The 24,074-nt window shown below is 68.4% G+C and carries 24 protein-coding genes; 6 read left to right on the top strand and 18 right to left on the bottom strand.

Translation table 11 applies throughout. The features are described from left to right. The first annotated feature begins 1 nt into the window (after nt 1). Genes GYB83_RS14990 through GYB83_RS14980 form a run of 3 tightly spaced genes read left to right on the top strand, consistent with a single transcriptional unit; the run spans nt 2 to nt 2,546 of the window. Nucleotides 2–1,000 (top strand): glutamate ABC transporter substrate-binding protein, encoded by a 999-nt coding sequence (locus GYB83_RS14990; protein ID WP_161896235.1) that lies wholly within the window; start codon nt 2–4, stop codon nt 998–1,000. Next, nucleotides 1,000–1,683 carry an amino acid ABC transporter permease gene (locus GYB83_RS14985; protein ID WP_161896234.1) on the top strand — a complete coding sequence of 228 codons (684 nt, stop codon included), beginning with the start codon at nt 1,000–1,002 and terminating at the stop codon, nt 1,681–1,683. The genes GYB83_RS14990 and GYB83_RS14985 overlap by 1 nt, the downstream gene beginning before the upstream one ends. After that, nucleotides 1,680–2,546 carry an amino acid ABC transporter permease gene (locus GYB83_RS14980; protein ID WP_161897525.1) on the top strand — a complete coding sequence of 289 codons (867 nt, stop codon included), beginning with the start codon at nt 1,680–1,682 and terminating at the stop codon, nt 2,544–2,546. Before GYB83_RS14985 ends, GYB83_RS14980 begins: the two co-directional genes overlap by 4 nt. Nucleotides 2,547–2,564: 18 nt before the next feature. Here GYB83_RS14980 and GYB83_RS14975 read toward each other — a convergent pair whose 3' ends face one another. The 7 genes from GYB83_RS14975 to pgsA form a co-directional block, all read right to left on the bottom strand. Further along, a complete protein-coding gene (locus GYB83_RS14975) occupies nt 2,565–3,077 on the bottom strand; it encodes a regulatory protein RecX (protein ID WP_161896233.1) in 513 nt (170 codons plus the stop codon). 8 nt (nt 3,078–3,085) lie between these two features. Further along, nucleotides 3,086–4,132, bottom strand: a complete 1,047-nt coding sequence (recA, locus tag GYB83_RS14970) for a recombinase RecA (protein WP_161896232.1) — start codon at nt 4,130–4,132, stop codon at nt 3,086–3,088. Nucleotides 4,133–4,375: 243 nt separating this feature from the next. Continuing rightward, the gene (locus GYB83_RS14965) at nt 4,376–4,570 is read right to left on the bottom strand and encodes a DUF3046 domain-containing protein (protein ID WP_161896231.1); all 195 of its coding nucleotides are present in this window, start codon (nt 4,568–4,570) and stop codon (nt 4,376–4,378) included. Beyond that, the gene (locus GYB83_RS14960; protein WP_228461496.1) at nt 4,561–5,733 is read right to left on the bottom strand and encodes a glycosyltransferase; all 1,173 of its coding nucleotides are present in this window, start codon (nt 5,731–5,733) and stop codon (nt 4,561–4,563) included. Before GYB83_RS14960 ends, GYB83_RS14965 begins: the two co-directional genes overlap by 10 nt. Before the next feature lie 14 nt (nt 5,734–5,747). Next, nucleotides 5,748–6,554: a phage shock protein PspA gene (gene pspA, locus GYB83_RS14955; RefSeq protein ID WP_161896229.1), complete on the bottom strand. Its 807-nt coding sequence runs from the start codon at nt 6,552–6,554 to the stop codon at nt 5,748–5,750. Nucleotides 6,555–6,605: 51 nt separating this feature from the next. Further along, nucleotides 6,606–6,908, bottom strand: a complete 303-nt coding sequence (locus GYB83_RS14950) for a helix-turn-helix domain-containing protein (protein WP_161896228.1) — start codon at nt 6,906–6,908, stop codon at nt 6,606–6,608. 106 nt (nt 6,909–7,014) lie between these two features. After that, on the bottom strand, nt 7,015–7,620 hold the full coding sequence (pgsA, locus tag GYB83_RS14945; RefSeq protein ID WP_228461494.1) for a CDP-diacylglycerol--glycerol-3-phosphate 3-phosphatidyltransferase: 606 nt from the start codon (nt 7,618–7,620) through the stop codon (nt 7,015–7,017). A 75-nt stretch (nt 7,621–7,695) separates the two neighbouring features. On the opposite strand from pgsA, the gene GYB83_RS14940 reads away from it, so the two are divergent. Beyond that, entirely contained in the window at nt 7,696–8,229 is a 534-nt protein-coding gene (locus GYB83_RS14940) for an amino-acid N-acetyltransferase (protein ID WP_161896227.1), read from the top strand. A 10-nt stretch (nt 8,230–8,239) separates the two neighbouring features. Next, nucleotides 8,240–8,527, top strand: coding sequence for a YciI family protein (locus GYB83_RS14935; protein WP_161896226.1), 288 nt, complete (start codon nt 8,240–8,242; stop codon nt 8,525–8,527). A gap of 6 nt (nt 8,528–8,533) precedes the next feature. Here the strand turns inward: GYB83_RS14935 and GYB83_RS14930 are convergent, their stop codons facing one another. The 7 genes from GYB83_RS14930 to GYB83_RS14900 all read right to left on the bottom strand — a co-directional run bounded on the left by GYB83_RS14930 (nt 8,534) and on the right by GYB83_RS14900 (nt 18,022). Further along, complete coding sequence (locus GYB83_RS14930; RefSeq protein ID WP_161896225.1) at nt 8,534–9,511, bottom strand: TerC family protein; 978 nt, start codon at nt 9,509–9,511, stop codon at nt 8,534–8,536. A 176-nt stretch (nt 9,512–9,687) separates the two neighbouring features. Beyond that, entirely contained in the window at nt 9,688–12,474 is a 2,787-nt protein-coding gene (locus tag GYB83_RS14925) for an FtsK/SpoIIIE family DNA translocase (RefSeq protein ID WP_161896224.1), read from the bottom strand. 89 nt (nt 12,475–12,563) lie between these two features. After that, the gene (locus GYB83_RS14920; RefSeq protein WP_161896223.1) at nt 12,564–13,196 is read right to left on the bottom strand and encodes a TIGR03085 family metal-binding protein; all 633 of its coding nucleotides are present in this window, start codon (nt 13,194–13,196) and stop codon (nt 12,564–12,566) included. A 2-nt stretch (nt 13,197–13,198) separates the two neighbouring features. Continuing rightward, nucleotides 13,199–15,016 carry a ribonuclease J gene (locus GYB83_RS14915; RefSeq protein WP_161896222.1) on the bottom strand — a complete coding sequence of 606 codons (1,818 nt, stop codon included), beginning with the start codon at nt 15,014–15,016 and terminating at the stop codon, nt 13,199–13,201. 1 nt (nt 15,017) lies between these two features. Then, entirely contained in the window at nt 15,018–15,920 is a 903-nt protein-coding gene (gene dapA, locus GYB83_RS14910; RefSeq protein WP_161896221.1) for a 4-hydroxy-tetrahydrodipicolinate synthase, read from the bottom strand. A 37-nt stretch (nt 15,921–15,957) separates the two neighbouring features. Next, nucleotides 15,958–16,710 (bottom strand): FAD-dependent thymidylate synthase, encoded by a 753-nt coding sequence (thyX, locus tag GYB83_RS14905; RefSeq protein ID WP_161896220.1) that lies wholly within the window; start codon nt 16,708–16,710, stop codon nt 15,958–15,960. A gap of 76 nt (nt 16,711–16,786) precedes the next feature. Continuing rightward, nucleotides 16,787–18,022, bottom strand: a complete 1,236-nt coding sequence (locus GYB83_RS14900) for a lipase family alpha/beta hydrolase (protein WP_161896219.1) — start codon at nt 18,020–18,022, stop codon at nt 16,787–16,789. A gap of 78 nt (nt 18,023–18,100) precedes the next feature. Between GYB83_RS14900 and GYB83_RS14895 the strand changes: the two genes are divergently transcribed. Continuing rightward, on the top strand, nt 18,101–18,928 hold the full coding sequence (locus GYB83_RS14895) for a tyrosine-protein phosphatase (protein ID WP_161896218.1): 828 nt from the start codon (nt 18,101–18,103) through the stop codon (nt 18,926–18,928). Nucleotides 18,929–18,951: 23 nt separating this feature from the next. Here the strand turns inward: GYB83_RS14895 and GYB83_RS14890 are convergent, their stop codons facing one another. Genes GYB83_RS14890 through GYB83_RS14875 form a run of 4 tightly spaced genes read right to left on the bottom strand, consistent with a single transcriptional unit; the run spans nt 18,952 to nt 24,007 of the window. Beyond that, nucleotides 18,952–19,722: an HAD-IIB family hydrolase gene (locus GYB83_RS14890; RefSeq protein ID WP_161896217.1), complete on the bottom strand. Its 771-nt coding sequence runs from the start codon at nt 19,720–19,722 to the stop codon at nt 18,952–18,954. Nucleotides 19,723–19,732: 10 nt separating this feature from the next. Further along, nucleotides 19,733–20,662 (bottom strand): hydroxymethylglutaryl-CoA lyase-like TIM-barrel protein, encoded by a 930-nt coding sequence (locus GYB83_RS14885; protein WP_161896216.1) that lies wholly within the window; start codon nt 20,660–20,662, stop codon nt 19,733–19,735. 55 nt (nt 20,663–20,717) lie between these two features. After that, on the bottom strand, nt 20,718–22,361 hold the full coding sequence (locus GYB83_RS14880; protein ID WP_161896215.1) for a hypothetical protein: 1,644 nt from the start codon (nt 22,359–22,361) through the stop codon (nt 20,718–20,720). Then, nucleotides 22,358–24,007: an outer membrane protein assembly factor BamB family protein gene (locus tag GYB83_RS14875; protein ID WP_161896214.1), complete on the bottom strand. Its 1,650-nt coding sequence runs from the start codon at nt 24,005–24,007 to the stop codon at nt 22,358–22,360. The genes GYB83_RS14880 and GYB83_RS14875 overlap by 4 nt, the downstream gene beginning before the upstream one ends. Between the last annotated feature and the right edge of the window lie 67 nt (nt 24,008–24,074).

Here is a 24,074-nt window from a genome sequence, read left to right as displayed (position 1 = left end):
CATGATCAGACCATCTCCCCTGCGACGGCTCGCCGCACTCGCGGCGGTGCTCGCCGTCGTCGCCACGTTCCTGACCGCGTGCGGCAGTTCGCAGCCTCGCAACCTGCTCGAATCGATCCGCAACGGCAAGGTGATCCTCGGCACCAAGTTCGATCAACCCGGCATGGGCCTGCAGAAGCCGGACGGTTCCGTCGTCGGGTTCGACCCGACGGTGTCGGAGTTCGTCGTCGACCACATCGCCGATCAGCTCGGCGTCGCCCATCCGAAGATCAGCTGGCGAGAGACGCCGTCTGCGCAGCGCGAGACGCTCATCAACAACGGTGAGGTCGACATGATCGCGGCGACCTATTCGATCAACACGGCCCGCGCGAGCAAGGTCGCGTTCGCAGGTCCCTACCTCGTCACCTACCAGGGCCTGCTGGTCCGCAAGGACGACGACTCCCTCAACTCCCTCACCGACCTGAACAACGGCAAGAAGCTCTGCTCGGTGTCCGGTTCGACGCCCGCGCAGAACGTGAAGGCCCAGCTGACAGGTGTCCAGCTGCAGGAGTACGACACCTACTCGTCGTGCGTCGAGGCGCTGCGGCGCGGCAAGGTCGACGCGCTCACCACCGACGAGACGATCCTCGCGGGCTACTCCAATCGGTATCCGGGCGAGTTCAAACTCGTCTCGATGACGTACCCGAAAGACGCCTGCGTCAAGGACGCCCTGAAGAAGGCCGGTGCGCCGTTCTCCAAGGAGCGCTACGGCATCGGCATGCCGAAGGAGTACCCGGACGCCGTCGACGCCGTCAACGACGCGCTCCGGGCGATGCTCGTCGCACCGCCCGGCGGGAAGTCGCCGTGGGAGGCCGCGCTGCGCGAGTACCTCGGCGACAAGGACGTCGACGCGTTCACCCAGCGAGCGAACGACCCGTCGGTCGACTACGACCTCCTGCCGTCCGTCGGTGACCTCGACTTCCTGAACAGCACATCCACACCTTGTGAAGGAGCCGCCTGATGTCTGCGCTCTGGGACAGCATGGGCCCCGAACTGTGGCCCGCATTCTGGGTGACGATCAAACTGACGGTGCTGTCGGCCGTCGGAGCCCTCATCTGGGGAACCCTGCTCGCCGCGATGGCCGTGTCACCGGTCCCGGTGATGCGCGGATTCGCCACCACGTACGTCAACATCGTCCGCAACACCCCGCTCACCCTCATCGTTCTGTTCTGCTCGGTCGGCCTCTACCAGAATCTCGGTCTGGCACTGGCGCGGGAGGACGGCGACTTCATCGTCAACAACAACTTCCGTCTCGCGATCCTCGCGTTCATCCTGTACACGGCGACCTTCGTGTGCGAGACGCTCCGGTCCGGAATCAACACGGTCCCGCTCGGGCAGGCCGAGGCCGCGCGATCGCTCGGGATGTCGTTCCCGCAGGTGCTCGGCCTCGTCGTCCTTCCGCAGGCGATGCGGACGGTGATCGGCCCGATGGGCTCGGTGCTCATCGCACTCACCAAGAACACGACCATCGCGTCGGTGATCGGAGTCGCCGAGGCGTCGCTGCTCATGAAGACCGAACTCGAATCCCACGGAGACCAGATCATGGCCATCTTCGCGATCATCGCCGTCGGCTTCATGATCATCACCCTCACGGAGGGCGCCGTCTTCGGATGGGCCGCGAAACGATGGGCGGTCAAGCGATGACGCAGCAGGCGACAGTCCTCTACGACGCTCCGGGACCCCGCGCCCGGACGCGGAACATGATCACCACCGTGATCTTCTTGGCGATCGTCGTCGCCGTGATCGCGTACGTGGTGATCGCGCTCAACGACAACGGACAGCTCACCGCCGAGAAGTGGGAGCCGTTCACCCAAGCGGGCACCTGGACCACCTGGATCCTGCCCGGTGTGCTCGGGACGCTGAAGGCCGCGGTGCTGTCCATCGTGTTCGCCCTGATCCTCGGAGCCGTCCTCGGCGTGGGACGACTGTCCGATCACGCGTGGGTGCGCAAGCTCTCCGGCGTGCTGGTGGAGGTGTTCCGCGCGATCCCCGTCCTGATCCTGATCTACTTCGCGTACTACTTCTTCGCCGCGTACGCGGTGGTCCCGTCGTCCCAGTTGGCGTTCGCCGCCGTCGTGTTCGGTCTGACGTTCTACAACGGATCGGTGATCGCCGAGATCCTGCGGGCGGGCATCGCGTCACTGCCGAACGGACAGAGCGAGGCAGCCAAGTCGATCGGCATGCGCAAGTCCCAGATGATGCGGATGATCCTCCTGCCCCAGGCTGTCACGGCGATGCTGCCCGCACTCGTGTCGCAGATGGTCATCGCGCTCAAGGACAGCGCGCTCGGCTACGCCATCGGCTACATCGAGGTGGTGAAGTCGGGGCAGAAGGCGGCGTCGTACTTCGGCAACTACCTGCCGTCACTGATCGTGGTCGCGCTCATCATGATCGCGTTGAACTTCGCCCTCACCGCCCTCGCCCGCAGGTTGGAGCGTCGACTCCGCGAGGGCAAGCGATCGTCGGGCAAGACGACCGCCGAGGTGCCGGCGGCGGCACTCGACTGAGCCGTAGTCGACTGGGTCTCAGTCGACCCCGTCCCGCCGGGCGGCGATCACGTCCTTCACCACGGAGGTGATCACGTCCGGCGGGTAGCCGCGGCGCCCGAGCGCACCGGTCAGACGCCGGTACGCCTTCGCCCTGATCGCCGGATCGGCGAGTTCCTGCGCGTCGAAGGTCAGTTTCTTCTCGGCGAGCGCGTGAGCCGTGTCCCGCTCGGCGTCGGGGTCGATCGTGTCGAGCGCCTGGGCGGCGACATCGTCGGCGATGCCCTTCGTCCGCAGTTCGCGTTTGAGCGCGAGCCTCCCCCGCTGCGACGTCGTGCTGCGCGACCGCACCCACTCGTGGGCGAAGTCGGTGTCGTCGAGCAGCTTCCACTCGTCGAGCCGGGCCATCGTCCGTTCGATCTCGTCGGCCGGGAACTCTCGTGCGACGAGCCGGTCGTGCATCTCCTGACGACTGCGGGCCCGTGCGCCGAGGAGCCGCAGTGCGGCGTCCCAGGCGGACGGGCCCGAGCGAGTGGATTCGCGTTCCACCATCGGTTCGATCAGAAGTCGACGGGTTCGGGCGCCACCGCGTCGGCGTCGTCGTCGGTGCGGACGCCGATGCCGAGCTTCGTCTTGATCTTGGTCTCGATCTCGTTGGCGATGTCCGGGTTCTCGATCAAGAAGTTGCGCGCCTTCTCCTTGCCCTGTCCGAGCTGATCGCCCTCGTAGGTGAACCACGAGCCCGACTTGCGGATGAAGCCCTCCGCCACGCCCAGGTCGATCAGCGAGCCCTCGCGGCTGATGCCGTGGCCGTACAGGATGTCGAACTCGGCCTGCTTGAACGGCGGCGCGACCTTGTTCTTCACGACCTTGACGCGGGTGCGGTTGCCGACCGCGTCGGTGCCGTCCTTCAGCGTCTCGATGCGACGGACGTCCAGGCGGACCGACGCGTAGAACTTGAGGGCCTTGCCGCCGGTCGTGGTCTCCGGCGAGCCGAACATGACGCCGATCTTCTCGCGCAGCTGGTTGATGAAGATGGCCGTGGTGTTCGAGTTGTTGAGGCCCGAGGTCATCTTGCGCAGCGCCTGGCTCATGAGACGAGCCTGCAGGCCGACGTGGCTGTCGCCCATCTCGCCCTCGATCTCGGCCTTCGGCACGAGCGCCGCGACGGAGTCGATGACGAGGATGTCGAGGGCTCCGGAGCGGATCAGCATGTCGGCGATCTCGAGCGCCTGTTCACCGGTGTCGGGCTGCGAGACGAGGAGCGCGTCGATGTCGACGCCCAGCTTCGCCGCATACTCCGGGTCGAGCGCGTGCTCGGCGTCGATGAAAGCGGCGATGCCGCCCGCCGCCTGAGCGTTGGCGACCGCGTGGAGCGCGACGGTCGTCTTACCCGACGACTCCGGGCCGTACACCTCGACGATGCGGCCGCGGGGCAGTCCGCCGATGCCGAGCGCGATGTCGAGCGCGACCGAACCGGTCGGGATCACCTCCATCGGCGGACGGGTGTCTTCGCCCAGTCGCATGACCGAGCCCTTGCCGAAGTTCTTGTCGATCTGCGCGAGCGCGAGGTCGAGCGCCTTCTGTCGATCGGTGACGGGTGCCATGGTGGTCTCCTCGTTCTGGTCATTCTCCGGCTCATCCGGCGGTTCGATGACCACCGTAGAGCCGACCTCCGACAATTTCGTCGTGCCGTTCCGAGTCGACGTCGTGCTGGTGCTGTCCTGGGCCTCGATGCTGTTGCTCTTCATATAAGGTCGGACGCACGGACCGGCGATTCGGTTCCACTCCAGTCTAGCGAACAGATGTTCGAGGGCAAGCGACACGCCCGAACATCGTGTGATGGAACCTCACCAGCGGTTGGCCGGGACCTCGAAATCGCGGCACAGCGCGCGCCACACGTCACGGGGATCCACGCCGTCGGCGATGGCCTGCGCGCCGGTTCGACCGCCCAGTTCCAGGAGCACGTGGTCGACGAGCATCGCGTCGGCGCGCAGCCGCCCGAACTCGATGCCGACGAGCTCGGTGAACTCTGTCAAGCGCATGTCAGGGCACCTTTCTCGGACAGCACACGATGCGCGACGACCACCGGATCGACTACCCCGGTGACACCGCGGGCCACGGTTCGCGCGCTCCGGGCGTACGTCGGGTCGTCGAGGACTCGGGCCACCGCGTCGGCGATGGCCGACGGTGTCGCGGGGCGGACGATCACACCGGAGCCGGCGCGCGACACGCGGTTGGCGAGCTCCCACTGGTCTCCTCCTCCCGGCACCGTCACGACCGGCACGCCCGCGAGCAACGACTTCGCGAGCATGCCGTGTCCGGCGCCGCACACGGCGACGGCGGCGTCGGCGAGCACCTCGTCCTGCCGGGCGGTTCCGGCGACGAGACCGGTCGGCACGCGGCAGGCGGCGGGCGGCGCGGTCAGCGCCGAGTAGACGACGCGAAGCGGTCGATCGGCGGCCAGATCGGCGAGCCCGTGCAACGCCGCCGCACCGAGGTCGGCCTCGCCGGATTTCGCCGTCGACGGCGCCACGACGACGAGCGGTCCGTCGCCAGCGGGCCGTTCGAAGACGTCGACGGTCGGCTCGTGCAGCAACGGGCCGATCAGATGGGTCCGTTCGGGCCAGTCCGGCCGATGCACCTCGAGCCCGGGGAGCGTCGCGACGAACCGCGCCGCGGGACGCGGCTCCGGCGACAGCATGATCGACCGCCTGGCGACGGCCGTGGCGCGCGCGCCGGAGGCCACCGCGCGGGCGCTCATACCGCGCAGGACGCGGTCGCGCAGACGCGTCTGCCAGGTGACGCCCGCCGCCATGCCCGCACCGATCGGCGGAAGACCGCGCGACTGCTCGTACAGCGGATGCGGGGACAGCTCGATCCACGGCACGCCGATCAACTCGGCCGCCCATCCCCCCGCACGAGTGATCACGTCGCTGACGACGAGTTCAACACCCGCGGCCGCCAGTTCCGGGGCCAGTGCCAGAGCCATTCGCGCCGCGCGAGTGCTCAGCTTGGCTCCCGCGTCCTCGTCGTCCTCCCCCGGCAGGGCGGCCAGTCCGGGCAGTTCCCGCACCGTCGCGCCGGTCCGTGCCTCCTCCGACACCCAGCGCTCGCCGGTGTAGACGATCACGTCGTCGCCTGCGTCGACGAACCGCGTGGCGAGGCCGAGCGCCGGAAAGGCGTGGCCCGCGTCCGAGCCCGCCACCACGGCGATCCGCGTCAGTGCTTCTCCGTGTCGACGGCGGGAGCGGCCTGTCCCGGAGCGACCTGCGGCGCCGCGGCCTGGGTCCCGGCGGTCAGCGACCCGCCGTTCATGCTCGCGCGGATCTGTTCGAGGCGCGCGTGACCGGCCAGCTGGACGCCTGCGGCCTCCACCTCGGCCATGCGACCGGCGACCGAGCCCTTGGCGAGTTCGGCCGACCCGAGCGCATTCGCGTAGCGACGTTCGATCTTGTCGCGGACCTGATCCAGGCTGGGCGTGTTCCCGGGAGCCGCGAGCTCGCTCATGCTGTTCAGCGACGCGCTGACCTGCTCCTGCATCTTCGCCTGCTCGAGCTGGCTGAGGAGCTTCGACCGCTCGGCGAGCTTCTGCTGCAGCGCCATCGCATTGCGTTCCACGGCCTGCTTGGCCTGGGCGGCGGCGGTCAGCGACTGGTCGTGGAGCACCTTGAGGTCTTCCACGTTCTGTTCCGCGGTCACCAGTTGAGCGGCGAAGGCCTCAGCGGCGTTCGTGTACTCGGCGGCCTTGGCCGCATCCCCGGCGGTGGCCGCCTGATCGGCGAGCGTCAACGCCTGGCGGGCGTTGCCCTGGAGCTTCTCGATCTCCTCGAGCTGGCGGTTCAGTCGCATCTCCAGCTGGCGCTGGTTGCCGATGACGGCCGCGGCCTGCTGCGAGAGCGCCTGGTGCTGACGCTGCGCGTCTTCGATGGCCTGCTGAATCTGGACTTTCGGGTCGGCGTGCTCGTCGATCTTGGAGTTGCCGAGCGCCATCAGGTAACGCCATGCCTTGACGAAGGGGTTTGCCATTGCCTAATTCCTCTGAAGTGTCGATGCCAACAGTTGCTTGGAGAGTACGGCTCAGGCCGCGGCCAGTGCCGCGGCGGAGTCGGCCTGCGGCGCGATGACCTCGACGACCGCATCGGTGGAGTCGGGAGCCATCGCGCCCGCGACATCACGCAGGACGTCGCTGATCTCGACCTCGAGCGCATCGCAGATCGAGGCGAGCAGTTCGCTCGACGCCTCCTTCTGCCCGCGCTCGACCTCGGACAGGTAGCCGAGACTGACGCGTGCCCCGGTGGACACCTCGCGCAGCGTCCGGCCCTGGCCGGTCCGCACACGACGCAGCTGGTCGCCGATCGCCTCACGCAGCAGCACAGTCACGTGTTCTCCTCCCGCACTTCTCCAGGTCGCGAATCCATCACGATCCCGTGACGACGACCCTATCCGAATTTACTAACGATCGTCGCCGTCGCGATGTTCCTACCGGCTACTCGACCGACGAGCCGCTCGACCGCAGGCGGATCGCCTGCCACACGTAGTCCAGACCGGTGACGACGGTCGCGATCACCGCGGCGATCATCACCACCCACGCCACCGTGTGCAGCACCGACACGTCGGGCAGGATGAACAGCCCGATCGCGACGGCCTGCAACAACGTCTTGAGCTTGCCGCCCCTGCTGGCCGCGATGACTCCGTGGCGGATCACCCAGAACCGCAGCAGCGTCACACCGATCTCCCTGGCGAGGATCACGATCGTCACCCACCACGGCAGAACGTCGAGGATCGACAGTCCCAGCAGTGCCGCGCCGATCAACGCCTTGTCGGCGATCGGGTCGGCCATCTTCCCGAAGTCGGTGACGAGATTCCAGCCGCGAGCGATCCGCCCGTCCACCTGATCGGTGATGGCGGCGACCGCGAACACCACGAAGGCGGCGATCCGCCACGTCGTCGACTCCCCGGAGTCGACGAACAACGCCACCACGAACACCGGAACCAGGACGATGCGGAACATCGTCAACGCATTCGCGACGTTGATCACCGGCGGCACCGCCGACGCATGATCACCGTCGACACGGCGCACTGGTTCAGTCACGGACGTAAGCCTATCGGCACGGCGTCCGGCCACTGCTGTCGGGCGTTGCGATGACAGCGACTATTCTTGTGTCCCATGTCGAATCACGAGTCACCGCCGCGTCCCGCCGGGTCGTCGGAGGTCTTCGTGCGACGAGCCAGGACCTCCGACGTGCCGCGGATCAAAGAACTCATCGACGTGTACGCGGGGAAGATCCTTCTGGAGAAGAATCTGGTGACCCTGTACGAGGCTGTCCAGGAGTTCTGGGTCGCCGAGGTCGACGGCGCGGTCGTCGGGTGCGGGGCGCTCCACGTGCTGTGGTCCGATCTCGGCGAGGTCCGCACCGTCGCCGTCGCCAAGGAGAGCGCCGGGCGCGGCGTCGGTCATCGCGTGGTGGCCCGGCTCATGGACGAGGCCCGCAAACTCGAACTCGAACGCGTCTTCGTGCTGACCTTCGAGACGACGTTCTTCTCCCGCCACGGGTTCGTCGAGATCGACGGCACTCCCGTCACCAAGGAGGTGTACGACGAGATGACCCGCTCCTACGACACGGGCGTCGCCGAGTTCCTCGACCTCAGCTACGTGAAGCCGAACACCCTCGGCAACACCCGGATGCTCGCGCACCTCTAGAGAGGCAACAATGCCCGTCTTTCACGTCGACTACACCTACGACCCCGACTCGGCCTCGGTCCGCGACGAACACCGTCCCGCTCACCGCGCCTACTTCCGGACGCTCTTCGACGACGGCCGACTGCTGTTCATCGGCCCGTTCGTCGACGGGAGCGGCGCCGCGTTGATGCTGGTCGCCGCCGACGAAGAGGCCGTCCGCGAGCTTCTCGCGAACGATCCCTTCGTCGAGCGGGACGCGGTGTCGGCGATCCGCGTCACCGAGTGGCGGCAGGTCCTCGGACCGTTCGGCGACACGTAGGCGCCGTCACCTCGCGCGGCTCTTCGACACCACGAGGCTGGCGACGGTGGTCAGCACGAGAGTGCCGCCGATGACCGCGAGCGACAGGGGCGTCGAGATCTCCGGCACATGGACCGACTGTCCGCCGTTGATGAAGCTCAGCGTGTTCTCGTGCAGGGCGTGCAGCACCAGCTTGACGCCGATGAAGCCGAGGATGAACGACAGTCCGTACGACAGATAGATCAGCTTGTCGAGCAGGCCGCCGAGCAGGAAGTACAGCTGGCGCAGACCCATCAACGCGAAGGCGTTGGCGGTGAACACCAGGTACGGCTCCTGCGTGAGGCCGTAGATCGCCGGGATCGAGTCGAGGGCGAACAGCACGTCGGTGAACCCGATGACCACGAGCACGAGCAGCAGCGGCGTGATCATCCGCTTCCCGTCGACGCGGGTGATCAACTTGTCGCCGTCGTACTCGTCGGCGGTGCGGAAGAACTTCTTCACGATCCGTTCGAGACGACCTTCACGCTCCTTCTCGTGTTCGACGGGCTCGTCGCTCTCGGTGAGCAGCTTGACCGCGGTGAGCATCAGGAACAGGCCGAACAGGTAGAACACCCAGCTGTACGCGTCGATCGCGGCGGCTCCGACGGCGATGAAGGCGCCGCGCATCACGAGCGCCATCACGATGCCGAGCAGCAGCACCTTCTGCTGATAGATCTTCGGCACCGCGAACTTCGCCATGATGACGACGAACACGAAGAGGTTGTCGACCGACAGCGCCTTCTCGGTGACGTAGCCCGCGAAGTACTCGCCGCCGTACACGCCTCCCCACTGCCACCAGACGAAGCCGCCGAAGAGGATCGCTATGCCGATGTAGACGGCCGACCAGAAGCCCGACTCGCGCAGCGTCGGCTCGTGCGGGGTGCGGACGTGGGCGAAGAAGTCGAAGACGAACAAACCGAGGATCACCAGCCCGGTGACGATCCAGGCGGTCAGAGAAACGTGCATGAAAAAAACCTCCAGCGTTCAGCTCGATTGAGCGATGCTGGAGGTCTCTCCCACCGTCGCGCGGGCGACGGCGGCGCTCCGGGAGCGGGCCCGGCATCCGATCGGCGGATGCCCGCGGCACGTCCGTATTGACGGAGACGCCATAGGTAAGGGGATACTCCCCTCCTGATCTGACGTCAGTCTAACGAACCGTCGTCCGCGCCGCCACCCGTGATGGACGCGATGACGCCCGCGAGGTCCTCCGGCTTGACCAGGACGTCGCGCGCCTTCGATCCCTCGCTGGGACCGACGACGCCACGCGTCTCCATCAGATCCATCAGACGACCGGCCTTCGCGAAGCCGACGCGCAGCTTGCGCTGAAGCATCGACGTCGACCCGAACTGGCTGGACACGACGAGCTCGATGGCCTGCAGGAGATCGTCGAGATCGTTGCCGATGTCGGAGTCGATGTCCTTCTTGTCCGACGCCTTCGCCGAGGTCACGCCCTCGGTGTAGACCGGCTCCGACTGCTCCTTGGTGAACTCGACGACCGCCGTGATCTCCTCGTCGGTGATGAACGCGCCCTGCATGCGGACCGGCTTGTTGGCGCCCATCGGCAGGAACAGCCCGTCGCCCATGCCGATCAGCTTCTCCGCGCCCGGCTGATCGAGGATGACTCGGGAGTCGGTCAGCGAGCTCGTCGCGAAGGCGAGACGCGACGGCACGTTGGTCTTGATGAGACCGGTGACGACGTCCACCGAGGGACGCTGCGTCGCGAGCACCAGGTGGATGCCCGCGGCGCGGGCCTTCTGCGTGATGCGCACGATCGCGTCCTCGACGTCCCGCGGCGCGGTCATCATGAGGTCGGCGAGCTCGTCGACGATCGCCACGATGTACGGATACGGCTTGTAGACGCGTTCGGACCCGAGTGGCGTGCTGATCTCGCCCGAGCGGACCTTGTCGTTGAAGTCGTTGATGTGCCGCACGCGGGACATCTTCATGTCCATGTACCGCTGCTCCATCTCCTCCACGAGCCAGGCGAGCGCCGCCGCGGCCTTCTTCGGTTCGGTGATGATCGGGGTGATCAGGTGCGGGACCCCCTCGTACGGGGTGAGCTCGACCATCTTGGGGTCGATGAGGATCATCCGCACCTCGTCGGGGGTCGCCCTGGTCAGCAACGACACCAGCATCGAGTTCACGAAGCTCGACTTGCCCGATCCGGTGGAACCCGCGACCAGCAGGTGCGGCATCTTCGCGAGGTTCGCGCTGACGAAGTCGCCTTCGATGTCCTTGCCCAGACCGATGATCAGCGGGTGGTCGTCGCGCCGGGTGCTCGGTGCGTCGAGGACGTCCGCCAGTCGGACCATCTCGCGGTCGGAGTTGGGCACCTCGATGCCGACCGCCGACTTCCCCGGGATCGGCGCGAGCAGGCGCACATTGTCGGTGGCGACGGCGTAGGCGATGTTCCGCTGCAACTGGGTGATCTTCTCGACCTTGACGGCCGGCCCGAGTTCGACCTCGTAGCGGGTCACCGTCGGACCGCGGGTGTACCCGGTCACGGCGGCGTCGACCTTGAACTGTTCGAGCACCGAGTTGATCCGATCGATCATGTCCTCGTTGGCCGAGCTCCCCGACTTCGGCGGGTCGCCCGCGATGAGCAGATCGGCGGGCGGCAGCTCGTAGCCGCTGTCGGTGGTCCGCGCAGCGGCGGGCGCCCGCGGCACGGGAGGCGGCGTCGGCGCGGGTTCACGACGCACGGGTCGACGCCTGCGCTCCGGTTCGCGAACGGGCTCGGGGTCGAGGTCGGCGATCGGACCGATCGGCTCGGTGACATGGGTGTCCGGCAGGATCGGCTCGGTGATCAGGTCGGGCATGTGGTCGTCGCGGTCCTCGCCCGCGGTGCGGCGCGAGGAGACGGACGGCGAGGTGCGGGTGGCGCGGTCGTGGTCGGACCGCAGACTCGACCGGGCAGGGCGCTCGCGCGTCGGCCGATCGCCACGCGCACGACGCTCCTGGGGACGCCTGCGCTCGTCGGGCGGGTAGTTGTCGTACGGATCGCCGTAGCCGTCGTCGGTCGCATCCGGTTCGTTGTGAGTGCGCGGCGGCGCGGGATCGTCCGCGTAGTCCTCGTCCCCGTCGTCGTAGTCGTAGTCGTCGTCTGCGTACTCGTCATAGTCGTCGTAGTCGTCGTAGCTGTAGTCACGACCGAGGCCCAGGTACGCCGACGCTCCACTGACGACCTCGCGCACCGTGTACCCGCTGAGCGCGAGCACGCCGAACGCCGCGAGCAGGAGGAAGACGGGCACCGACAGCCACACGGTGACGGCGTCGGTGAGCGGACCTCCGACGGTGTAGCCGAGGAAGCCGGCGGCGTCGCCGCGTCCGTCGTACTCGCGGGGCGCGCCCTGGACGAGATGGGTCATCCCGAGGACCGCGACGGCCAGCAACAGGGTGCCGCCCACCGTGCGGATCCGCCTGTCCGGATTGGGCGCGAAGCGCATCAGCATCACCGCGGCGGCGAGGTGCAGGACCGGGACCAAGTAGGCGATCGACCCGACACACGCACGGATCAGCGTGTCGATGAACGCTCCGACCGGACCGAACGCGTGGAACCACACGCCGAGCGCGGCGACGCCGCCGAGCAGCGCGATGGCGAGTGCGACGCCGTCGCGTCGAGGCGACGGCTGGTCGTCGCGGTGCGTGCCGACGCGTGCGAGATTGCCTATGCCCTTGGCGAGCATCGTCCACGCGGACGCGGCTCCGTGACCGACCGTCGTCATCACGGACGGGCGGTGCAGATCCTCCGATTTCGACGCGGCCCGAGGCGCGGCTCGACCGGCGGGAGCCTTGCGGCGGGCCGCGGGCTGCGATCCGCCGCGCCCCTTCGGGGCCTGCCGCGCGCCTGCCGGCTTCCGGTTCGCTCCCGACTTGGACGCGGAGGAACCGGCAGCCGCACGTCCACGCGTGGTTGCTTGAGAAGCCATACGATCAGCCTAGTACCCAACAATCACAACAGTCACACCCGCAACACCGAGACGGTGCTTGTCGTGTTCTATTCGTGACGTTCGGCGCCTCAGATGGAGCGCTCGGACTTCAGCAGTGCGCCGACCGCGGAGTCCGAGCCGGTCACCGTCACATCGACGGGCGCCCGTCCGAACGCGAACAGCAGCAGTTCGCCGACGGTCCCGGTGACCGTGACGGCCTCCCCGCGTCCGACGGTGAGAAGCTCTCGTCCGTCCGGGGAGCCGAGAGTCACCCGGGCCGGCGACTTCGCGAGCGTGAGTCGACCCATGACCGACAGCGGCGTCTCGAGTGCCCGATTCATCTCGGGCGACAGCTTCCGCGGCAGGAACGGACCGTTGCGGTCCGCTCCCCCGCGCAACAGATCCTCGTGATGAACGAACATCTCCGCCAGGTTCACCACCGCGTCGAGGGGGCGGAACGGCGAATACCAGGGCGGACCGTCGAGCACCGTCCGCATCAGCACCGGCCACGGTTTCGCCGCATACGACGCCTCGACCGATCGGGCGTGACCGGCGAGCGGCGGAAGCACCATCGCGGCCGCCGCGTCGAGTCGTCGTTCCCGAATCGCGAGGTGGACCGCCAGATCACGGGCGGTCCAGCCCTCGCACATCGTCGGCGCGTCCGGTCCGACGCTGCGCAGCGTCGCGACGAGAGCCGCGCGTTCGTCCCTGGCGAGCGACATGTCTAGTCGTCCCCGACCGCGATGACGGTCGGCACGATCATCGGGCGACGGCGGTACTTGCTCGCGACCCACCGTCCGACGGCCCGACGGACGCCCTGCGCGATCCGATGCGTGTCGGTGACGCCCTCGTTGGCGAGTTCGGTGAGCATCTTCTCCACGAGGACCACCGCGTCGGACAGCGCCGTCGGATCGTCGGAGAAGCCGCGGCCGTCCACCTTGGGCGCGCTGACCGCGACACCGGTGCCCGCGTCGACGGCCACCGTGATCGAGATGAATCCGCCCTCGCCGAGGACCAGACGGTCCGAGAGCGTCGAGTCGCCGACGTCGCCGACCGACAGGCCGTCGACGTACACGTGACCGACCGGCACGCGTCCGGTGATCTGCGCGCGACCGTCGACCAGGTCGACGATCACGCCGTCCTCGGCGAGCACGATGCGATCGGACGGCACACCGGTCGCCTCGGCGAGCGCGGCGTTCGCACGCAGGTGACGCCACTCGCCGTGGACCGGCATCGCATTGGACGGACGCACCGCGTTGTACAGGTACAGCAGTTCGCCCGCCGACGCGTGGCCCGACACGTGGACCTTGGCGCTCGCCTGCGTGATGACCGTCGCACCGCGCTTGGCGAGCCCGTTGACCACGGCGAACACCGAATTCTCATTGCCGGGGATCAGCGACGACGCGAGGACCACGAGATCGTCGGCACGGATGTTGATCTGGCGGTGCTCGCCGCGCGCCATTCGCGACAGCGCCGACAGCGGCTCGCCCTGCGAGCCTGTCGAGATGAGCACCAGGCGGTGATCGGGCAGGGTCGCGGCCGTGTCCATGTCCACGACGACGCCTTCGGGCACCGACAGGTAGCCGAGGTCCTGCGCGATCTGCATGTTGCGGACCATCGACCGTCCGACGAACGTCACGCGACGGCCGTGCTTGTGCGCGACGTCGACGATCTGCTGGATGCGGTGCACGTGGCTGGCGAACGACGCGACGATCACCCGTTGCTTCGCCTTGCCGATCACGTTGTCGAGCACGCCGCCGATGTCGCGTTCGGGAGTCACGAAACCCGGGACCTCGGCGTTCGTCGAGTCGACGAGGAACAGGTCCACGCCCTCGTCGCCGAGCCGCGAGAAGCCCGCGAGGTCGGTGAGTCTGCCGTCGAGGGGAAGCTGATCGAGCTTGATGTCGCCGGTGTGCAGGACCAGGCCCGCGGGCGTCCGGATCGCGACCGCCACCGCGTCCGGGATGGAGTGGTTGACGGCGAAGAACTCGCAGTCGAACGCGCCGAAGTCCTGGCGGTCGCCCTCGGCCACCTGGACGAGCGTCGGCCGCAGGCGATGCTCGCGGCATTTGGCGGCGACCAGCGCGAGTGTGAAGCGCGAACCGACGACGGGGATGTCGCCGCGCAGCTTCAGCAGGAACGGGACGGCGCCGATGTGGTCTTCGTGGCCGTGGGTGAGCACGACGGCCTCGATGTCGTCGGTGCGTCCCTCCAGGTAGCTGAAGTCGGGGAGGATCAGGTCGACGCCGGGCTGCTGGTCTTCCGGGAAGAGGACGCCGCAGTCGACGATGAGGAGCTTGCCGTCGTACTCGAAGACGGTCATGTTGCGGCCGATCTCACCGATGCCGCCGAGTGCGACCACGCGCAGGCCGCCCCGTGCGAGCGGCTTCGGGGCGGTCAACCTGTCGATGATGTCGCCCGTCACGCCGATGCCGGTGGCCTCGGGTACGGCCGGGGTGTTCTTCTTGGGCTTGGCCTGGGTGTTCTCGCTCGGCGGACCCGCCGGACGACCCGCACGACGACGACGCTGCGAACCCGACATGTCAGATCACCTCCGCTGCACGCAGATCGGCGATGAGCGCCTCGATCTGCGGACCGTCCGCGGGGACCTGCGGAAGGCGGGGATCGCCGACATCGAGTCCGGTGATGCGCAGTGCGGCCTTGGTCATGGTCACTCCTCCGAGTCGGCCCATCGCGTCGACGAGCGGCGCCATCGAGCGGGTCAGGGCACGGGCACGGGCGAGGTCGCCCGCCGCGGCCGCGTCGCGCAGGTCGCGCAGGCGGTCCGGGACGAGGTGGCCGATGACGCTGACGAAACCGGACGCGCCGACCGACAGCCACGGCAGGTTGATGCCGTCGTCACCGGACAGGTACTCCAGGTCGGTCTGCGCCAGGATCGTCGCGCCCGCGTGCAGGTCGCCCTTCGCGTCCTTCACACCCTTGATGTTGGGGTGCTCGGCCAGCCGCAGGATGGTCTCGGTCTCGATCGGCACCACCGAACGCGGCGGGATGTCGTAGAGCAGGACCGGCAGGTCCGTCGCATCCGCGACCGCGGTGAAGTGCGCATACAGACCGGCCTGCGGCGGCTTGCTGTAGTAGGGGGTCACGATGAGCAGTCCGTGCGCGCCGATCTCGGCGGCGTCGCGGCAGCGGCGGATCGTCTCCGCGGTGTCGTAGCTCCCCGCGCCCTGGACTACGCGTGCGCGGTCGCCGACGGTGTCGAGGACCACCTTCAGGAGTTCGGTCTTCTCGGTGACGGTGGTGGTCGGCGACTCCCCCGTGGTCCCGGAGACGACGAGGCCGTCGCATCCACGGGACACGAGCTGATCGGCGAGTTCTGCGGCCTTGTCGTAGTCGACGTCACCCGACCGGGTGAAGGGAGTCACCATCGCCACCGAGACGGTTCCGAACGGGTGTTGTGCGCGCCCAGCGTCTTCGGTTTCCATGCCGCTCAGGCTACCGCCTGGGCCGGTGTGATCTGCGTCAGCCCTCGAAAACGAATGGCGATGTCGCAACGTGGGTTCCGTCCGCGAGTTCGCCTATTTCGAAGTCCCCGAACGCGGTCGGCGCGACACTCGCGAGCTGTCGCAGACATTCGACCGCGAGCTGCCGGATCTCGACGTCGGCGTGCTCGGTGGCGCGCATCCCGATGAAGTGCCGCCACGCCCGGTAGTTGCCGGTGACGACGATGCGCGTCTCCGTCGCGTTGGGCAGCACCGCGCGCGCGGCCTGACGAGCCTGCTTGCGGCGCAGGATCGCGTTGGGCACGTCGTCGAACTTCGACTCCAGCTCGCTCAGCAGTTCCGTGTACGCGGCGCGGGACGCGTCGGTCGCCTTGACGAACAACTCCTCGAGGCGTTCGTCACCGCGGATCGCGGGCGGCGCGACGACGTTCGAGTCGTGTTCGGGGACAAAACGCTGCGAGAGCTGCGAGTACGAGAAATGCCGGTGGCGGATCAGCTCATGCGTGCACGAACGAGAGATGCCGGTGATGTAGAAGGTGACGACCGAGTGCTCGAACAGCGACGTGTGACCCACCTCGAGGACGTGCCGCAGGTATCCGGCGTTTGTCGCGGTCCGCGGGTTCGGCTTGTCCCAGCTCTCGTAGCAGGCGCGGCCCGCGAACTCGATGAGCGCCTCCCCGCCGTCGGTGTCGGTGTCCCAGTCGATGTCGACGGGCGGGGTGAACTGCGTCGCGGCCACCAGTTGCACCTTCAGCGGCACGAGTTCGGACACCCGTCACTCCTCACGTGGATCGTCGGGCCTGCACCGGCCCCGTCGGGCCATTGTCTCGCAGTCGTGCCGGGCCGAGTCAGCCGACCCAGTCGATGAGCGCGATCGCGACGTCTTCGTGGGCGAGCAGGCTGAAATGGTGTGCGCGGGGCAGGTGAACGCCGTTGGCGCGGTCGAACCCGATGCGGCGCGCACGATTGACACCGCTCGCGCTCGGCCTGAGCACCAGCCCGTCGCCGACGATCCAACCGATCGGATTGCGGCCCGAGCGCGCGACGCACGCCGACACGAAGTAGTGGTCGGCTCCCGGGAGGAGCGGGACCTCCTCGGCGATGGCCGCGCCGAGTTCGTCGCGATCACGACCCTCCCAGTCGGCGTCGACGATGCTCCCGCCGCGGAGGTCGCGGATGCCCGCGCTGCGCCTGCGGAGCAACGTCCCGAACGCGGACGTCTCACGGAAGGTCGCCAGGGCCGCGCTCGCGTAGTGCGCGAGCGATTCGAGCGGGGCGCCGAGGTGCGGCGTGCCGAGGCTCGCGGTCGCGGTGACCGCGCGGACCCACGACCGGCCCGCCAGGTCGGCGTGGTGGACGGCGCTGCGCGCGACGAGGCCGCCCATCGAGTGCCCGACGAGGACCACCTGGTCGACCGGCACCGGCCAGTCGCGGACCAGCCGGTCGAGGGCGAGGTCGAGGGCGCGGCCGTTGACGGAGATGTGCCGCCCCGAGTTGTAGCGGACGTACACGGGCGTGTGGCCGAGTTCGGCGAACAGCGGACCGTAGTGCGGTCCCTCCCCGAGCGCGAACGCGTGCTCGGTCTCCATCAGTCCGTGCACGAAGACGATGAGCTTGCCGGTGGCCTCCGGATACGCGGCGGCCACCTCGTCGCGACCGAAGGCGACGGGCGCGCCGTCGACCCGGAAGGTCACACCGCCCTCGGCGAGCACCGACCGACGTTCGGCGAGATCGTCGCCGATGAGTCCGGTGACCGCGGCGATGACCGTCGCCCCGGCCTTGGTGTGCGACGGCGGCGATGCGAGGGGCAGGTCGGCGACGGAGCCGCCGACGGCGGCGGCGGTGTCGGCTCCGGTCCGGATGACCGTGTACACACCGTCGGTGATCGCGTCGTGGACGGTCTTGATCGGCTCGACCGCGCGACCGGTGACCGCCCGGACACCTCGGAAGACGCGGTCGGAGATGCTGCGGTGCGTGCTGTGCACGCCGCCGACAGCGACGCCGACCTCCGTCAGGGCGAGGTCGGTGAGCGCACGGACCTCACGGGTCCTCGCATCGTCGTGCACGGCATGAACTGCGGTCATGAAATTCGAGTGTACATGTGTTCACTTGAATTGTCAGCGGCCGTCGATGTCGTGCGATCGGGCCCGAACGGGTGCATCATGATCGACGTGAACACTTCCGCTCTCCGTCGCCGCACCGTGACGATCGCCCTGTCCACCTCGATACTGGCCGCGCCCGTCGCCGGGACGATGCTCGCCCCGTCCGCGTCGGCGGCACCCGGAGCCAGCCCCGCACTGTCGTCGACGGTGCTCACACCAGGCCGCGAGATCGGCCTCGCGGGCACGCAGAACACCCGTACACTCGACGGCTACCGCGGTCTCGGCGGCAAACACGTCGACGACCTCGTGCTGCGCAGCGACAATCTGTCGAAGATCACCCCGGCCGACACCCGCAAGCTCGTCAAGCGCCGAGTGACGACGGTCGTCGATCTGCGGACCGACCTGGAGAAGCGGTTCCAGCCCAACCGCCCCGTCCCCGGTGCGCGCACCGTGAACGCCGACGTGCTCGGCGGCGTCTCGCCCGTCTCGCTCGTCGACCTGAACCAGGCCTACGCGCAGTTCGTCACCAACGAGCAGGCCCGCACCGAGGTCCGTCGTACCCTGCTCGCGATCAAGTCGACCGCGGCCCGCGGTGAGACGACCCTCTACCACTGCTCGGCCGGCAAGGACCGCACCGGCTGGGTCACCGCGACCCTGCTGACGATCCTCGGCGTGGACCGCGCGACCATCAACGCCGACTACCTGGCGTCGAACCGGTTCCGTCACGCGTCGCCGAACGACTTCCTGAACGGTGTCAATCTCGGCCTGCTGAACACGTCGTTCGCCGCCGCGAAGCGTCGGTACGGCTCGATGGACGGATACATCCGCAAGGGCCTCCGTCTCACGACCGCGGACATCAACTCGCTCCGCGCGAGCCTGCTGCGCTGACCGGGCGCGGCGGTTCCCCGAACTCAGCCGCGGACGACCGCGCCGAGCTTGGTGTACGTGTCTTCCCAGCCGTGGACGTGGACCGAGTCGATCCCGAGGTCCGCGACGGGTCGGTCGTTGCCGCCGTCGTCGAGGCGGTCCCCGAAGAACAGGATGTCGTCGACAGTGAGGCCGAGGATCTCCATGAGACGGCGGGCGCCGAACGCCTTGTCGATGCCCTTGGCGGTGATGTCGACGGAGGTCGACCCCCCGCTTCGGACCTCGAGTTCGGGGAGACGTTCGGCGGCGTACGCGCGCAGGGACTCCTTCTTGCGGCCGTCCGGGTCCCACGCGGCCTTCGCGTCGACGGGCGCCGATTGGCCGAGGGCCGAGAACGTGACCTGACTGCCCCGGTCCTCGAGGATCGGGCCCCACGTCTTCTCCTCCCAGAGGCCGAGGTCGCGGGCGCCCTGTTCGACGACCTTCATGGCGAGCGACTTCTGTTCGCTGGACAGGTCCTCGGCGTAGACGGTGTCCCACTCGTCGCCCGACCAGCGGATGTAGCGCGTTCCGTTGGTCGGCATGAGGTGCAGGTTCGCCCTGTCCGGGAAGTCGCCGAGCCGGTCGAGGACCTGCGACTGGAACTGGCCGTACTGGCCGCCCGAGATGATGCAACCCAGGCTCGTCGAGAGCAGTTCGCGGAACAGTGCGACCATCTCGTCGCTCATCGCCGTCTTCGACGGGGCGAGCGTGTCGTCGAGATCGAACATGACGAGCTTGTACGTCTTACCGTCGCGCGTGACTCCATTGACCATGGCTGGGAGTTTACTGGCCGGTACGGTCGATCACCCACTCGAACGACAATGCTTTTGATCGCGCCCCCTGCGCGGTCTTGGAGCGCGAGGTCTCGCCGAGTTCGCTGAGCAGCCGCTCCCCCGCACGGACGAGGTCGGCCAGCACATCCGGAGTCAGATAGTCGGGGCGGGTGGCGAACAGGAGATCCTCGGATGCGGTGTTGCCGCTGGCACCGGGCGCGAACGGACACCCGCCGAGGCCGCCGAGCGCCCCGTCGACCATCGTCGCGCCCGCGCTGATCGCGGCCAGCGAGTTCGCCACGCCCATCCCCCAGGTGTTGTGCCCGTGGAACACGAGGCGACGATCGCCCGCGTCGACAGTCGCGAACAAGTCCGACACCTGGGCCGGATGCGCCTGCCCGAGGGTGTCCGCGAGGACGACGTCATCGGCGTCGCAGGTCCGTGCATCGGCGACGATCCCGCGGACCCGGTCGGGGTCGACCCGGCCGTCGAACGGGCACGTGAACGCGGTCGCGATGCACAGCTGGATCCGTCCGCCCGCCTCGCGGACCATGTCGACCGCCGCGGGCATCGCGGCAACGCTGTCCTCGGTGACGCGGCCGATGTTCGCCTTGTTGTGGGCGTCCGACGCCGAGAAGCAGTACTGCACGTTCCGCGCTCCCGCGGCGATCGCCTTCTCGACGTGTCGTGGCGTCGCCACCCAGATCCAGCAGCGGTCGAGTTCCTCCGGGGTGAGCGCGGCGACGACGTCCAACGATCCCGCCATCGGCGGCACCAGATCGGGCCGCGCCATCGACCCGATCTCGATCTCGGGCACACCCGCGGCGAGCAGGGTGCGAGCCAGCTCGACGCGCGTACCCACGTCGAGGGCCTTGCCCGTCAACTGCAGGCCGTCACGCAGGGTCACATCGCGCAGGATCGCATCGTGGAGGGCTGTCATGTCGCGAGTCTATCGACGCCCGACGAACCCGGCTCGCCCGTGCACTCGGCGCCGGTCAGCGGAGGCCGACGAGCTCTCGGTCTCCGTATCCGTCGCCATCTGTGAAGCACTCCACGAGGAACGAGCCGGTCCCGCGTCTGATGCGCAGGGTCGGTTCGTCGTCCGGAGTCCGAGTGCACACGGGTCGCGGCGGCGACACGGTCCGACGCCTCGGGTCTATCACCCGCATCGCCCCGCGCATACCCACCGCGAACCGATCCCCCACCCACGCACCCTTCTGCACAGAGACCTGCGTGTCCTCGTCGGCCCGCACGCCGATGGTTCGACGAGATCGCGTGTCACGGAACGACACGATCCCCAGCGCGCTTTCATCCAGGGCGATCAGTCCCGACGCCGACGCCGCAGTCGGGAGCAGCCGCGATGTGAACCTGTCGATCTCGACCCCGGCGTCCGCGTCGATGATCACGATCTCGGACGTCCGCGCCTCGCCCGACGCGACGACCGCGAACAGGCTGTTGCCGAGCGCCCGAATCGTTCCGACGTCGCCATGTGGCCGGGCGGTGAGGCGAAGGGTCCGGGCATCGCCACCGTCGAGCGGTGCGATGACGAGGCGCGACGGGTCGTCGCAGGCGGCGCGGACCAGGTGTGTCGCGTCCGAACCGAGGACCACCGGGCACGTGAGGTTCGCATCGATCGCGGTGCCGCCGGTGCGGTGATCGAGAACTCTGATGCGCGGATCGAAGTAATCGACCCCGACCAGGGTGCTGGCCCCGTAGCCCATACCCCCGTACGGGATCGATGCCGACCGCCAGAGCACGCGCCCGGTGATCCCGTCGAGCCCCATCGACACGGGCGAGCCGACGATGACCACCGTCGAGGTGTCGCCGGACCCCGCGGGGATCACGTCGTGCACGCGGAACTGCGGGTCGAACGTCCACCTCGGTCTGCCGGTGATGCCGTCATAGCTGGTGATCTCATCACCGAGGACCACAAATCCCGCACCCGACGCCGCCACCTGCGCGCTATCGTCGGCGGTCTCGAATCGGAAGGCGACGGTGTCGATCGCCACGGGATCGGGTGGGACTGCGACGGCCGCCGCTTCTACCGGGCCCGCCGCCACCCGCCCGTCGGAACCGCCCACCGCGATCGCCGCCACCGCCGCACAGACGGTCGTGACCAACGCCGCACCCGACGTCATCGCCGACATGCGGCGTCGACCTGCCCGGGTCACATGGTGGTCGACGGTGCAGACGACCACCATGAGGCATGTCAGAGCGACCATGGCGCTCACGACCGCGATCGTCGTCAATCCCGCCGATGCGTGCACATCGAGCGCACCGAGCGTCGGCTGGCGTGAGGACACCTCGGCGAGCGCGGCGACGGCCGCCGCTGCCGCGAAGAAGTACAGGAAGCCGAACGTCGCACCCAACATGGCTCGATCGATGCGTCGGGCACGAACCGTCGACCAACTGATCCACCCGCCCGTCGCCGCGGCCACCGCCACACAACAGAGCACGACCACGCAGATGCCCACGAGGAGCACGTCCGCGGCATCGGCCGACGCGACCGGGTCGCTGCCCCGAATCGCCGCGATCGACGCGGCCGCCGCGGACACCGAGCACGCGACTCCGATCCCCGCGGCCGACGACGCCGCGATCGCCCGCGGACCCAACTGGCGAACCTGCGCCGGAGCGGTCATCGCACGGCCACCGTCTCCGTCGCGGACTGCGGACTCGTGACACGGCATTGAACGAGTACGGCCCCCGGTACAGGGGTGATGCCCGAGACGTAGCCCTCGCCGTAGCCCGATCGCGAGCAGATGTCATGGCGCACCCCGACTGTCCCCGTCGAAGGATCGACAAGTCGGATCTCGCCGTCCGACCCGCCGACCGCGTAGCGCTCCCCCACCCACGCGCCTGCGGTTCCGAGAGCGAGTCCGGCCTGCGTCGGAACCACGGTCCGCTTCGTCGCGGTGTCCCGGAAGCTGAGTCCCCGTAGATCGGCGTCGTGGAGGACCATGACGCCGTGCTCACTGATCGACGCGATCGTGGCCGTGGTCTCGAAGTCGTCGATCACCTCTCCTCGCACCGCGTCGACGATGACAAAGCGCCGCGGCGGCGACGACAGGTTCGGATCGGGCTCGCTCCAGTACTCGACAGCGAGTACGTCGCGGCCGACCACCTCGATCTCGGCCACACGCGCGTGTGACGCGTCGGGGAGACTCACCGACCGTTCGACACCCGACGACCGTTCGACGAGCATGAGGTCGCCCGCGCGAAGGCACGACATCCACACGACATACGACACGGTCACGGAGTTCGGGGGCGAACACGAGAGATCAACGGTCGCGGTGAGCTGACGGGTGCGCGGATTCCGCACTTCCACCATCGGGGACCAACCGCTGCCTCCGGTGTCGGCCGACCGCCACAGCAACCGCCCGGTGTTCCCGTCGAGTCCGACAGTCAGGAGATCGCCCGACACGACGACAACATCGCCGTCCGCCTCGGCGAGGACAGACGTCGAAATGTCACCGGTCGAGATCGCAGAGCCGTCGAAGAACCACCTGATACGCCCGGTGAGACCGTCGTAGGCGGTGACCGTCCGATCGGTCGCCATCATGAATCCGGGCCCGACCGAGGTCGGTGTCGTCCGACCCTCTTCGATGATCAGTGATCGCTCACCGGGGACGCCCAGGTCGGACGGCACCGGCGGGACGTCGACGGCCTCGATCCGGTCGGGACCGTGAACCACGTGCGACAGCTCGGACGCCACGAGGGTCGCTGCGGCTGTCGCGATCACCGTGGTCGCCGCGATGACGGTCCCGACGACCCGCCCTCGGCCGACCGTCGTCTCCACGCGCCCGCGCCTGGTTCGCCGAGAGGCAGCACTGAGGCAGGCGAGCACCGTCAGTGCACAGGCGGCCCCCAGGAAGGTGCACACGGTCGCGGCGTTCTCGTCGACGAGGACGATCACATCGCGTTTCGATCCGATCTGAACGGCGACGATTCCGAGCGCGGCGACTCCGAGCCATGCCGCGAACTGCGCCGCGACACCGACGGTGTCGGCCCGTCGATCGGCGGCCCGGCCGCCGTCGACCGCGGTGCCGCGCACCGTCCACCACACACCGGCGGCGGATCCCGCCATCGCGACGAGCGACACGGCCGCGATCACCAGGAGGGTGTGATCGACACCGGATATGGCAGACGTCGGGCCGCGTCCGACGATCGCGGCGATACTCAGCGCGGTCCCCGCGACCGCAGCAGCGAGTCCGGCCGCATACGTCTTCGGCGCGGCATTCATCAGCGGGTTTCGCGTCCGCTCATCCGATTCGGAGGTGACGTGCATAGTGGACGACGATATCGACGAACCGCGCACATCCCGCATTGCGCTCATCCAACCGACCGACCACCGA

This window comes from Gordonia spumicola (assembly GCF_009932475.1).
Classification (GTDB): domain Bacteria; phylum Actinomycetota; class Actinomycetes; order Mycobacteriales; family Mycobacteriaceae; genus Gordonia; species Gordonia spumicola.
The sequence above is the reverse complement of the archived record's forward strand: the minus strand, read 5'-3'. Positions and strand labels throughout refer to the sequence as shown.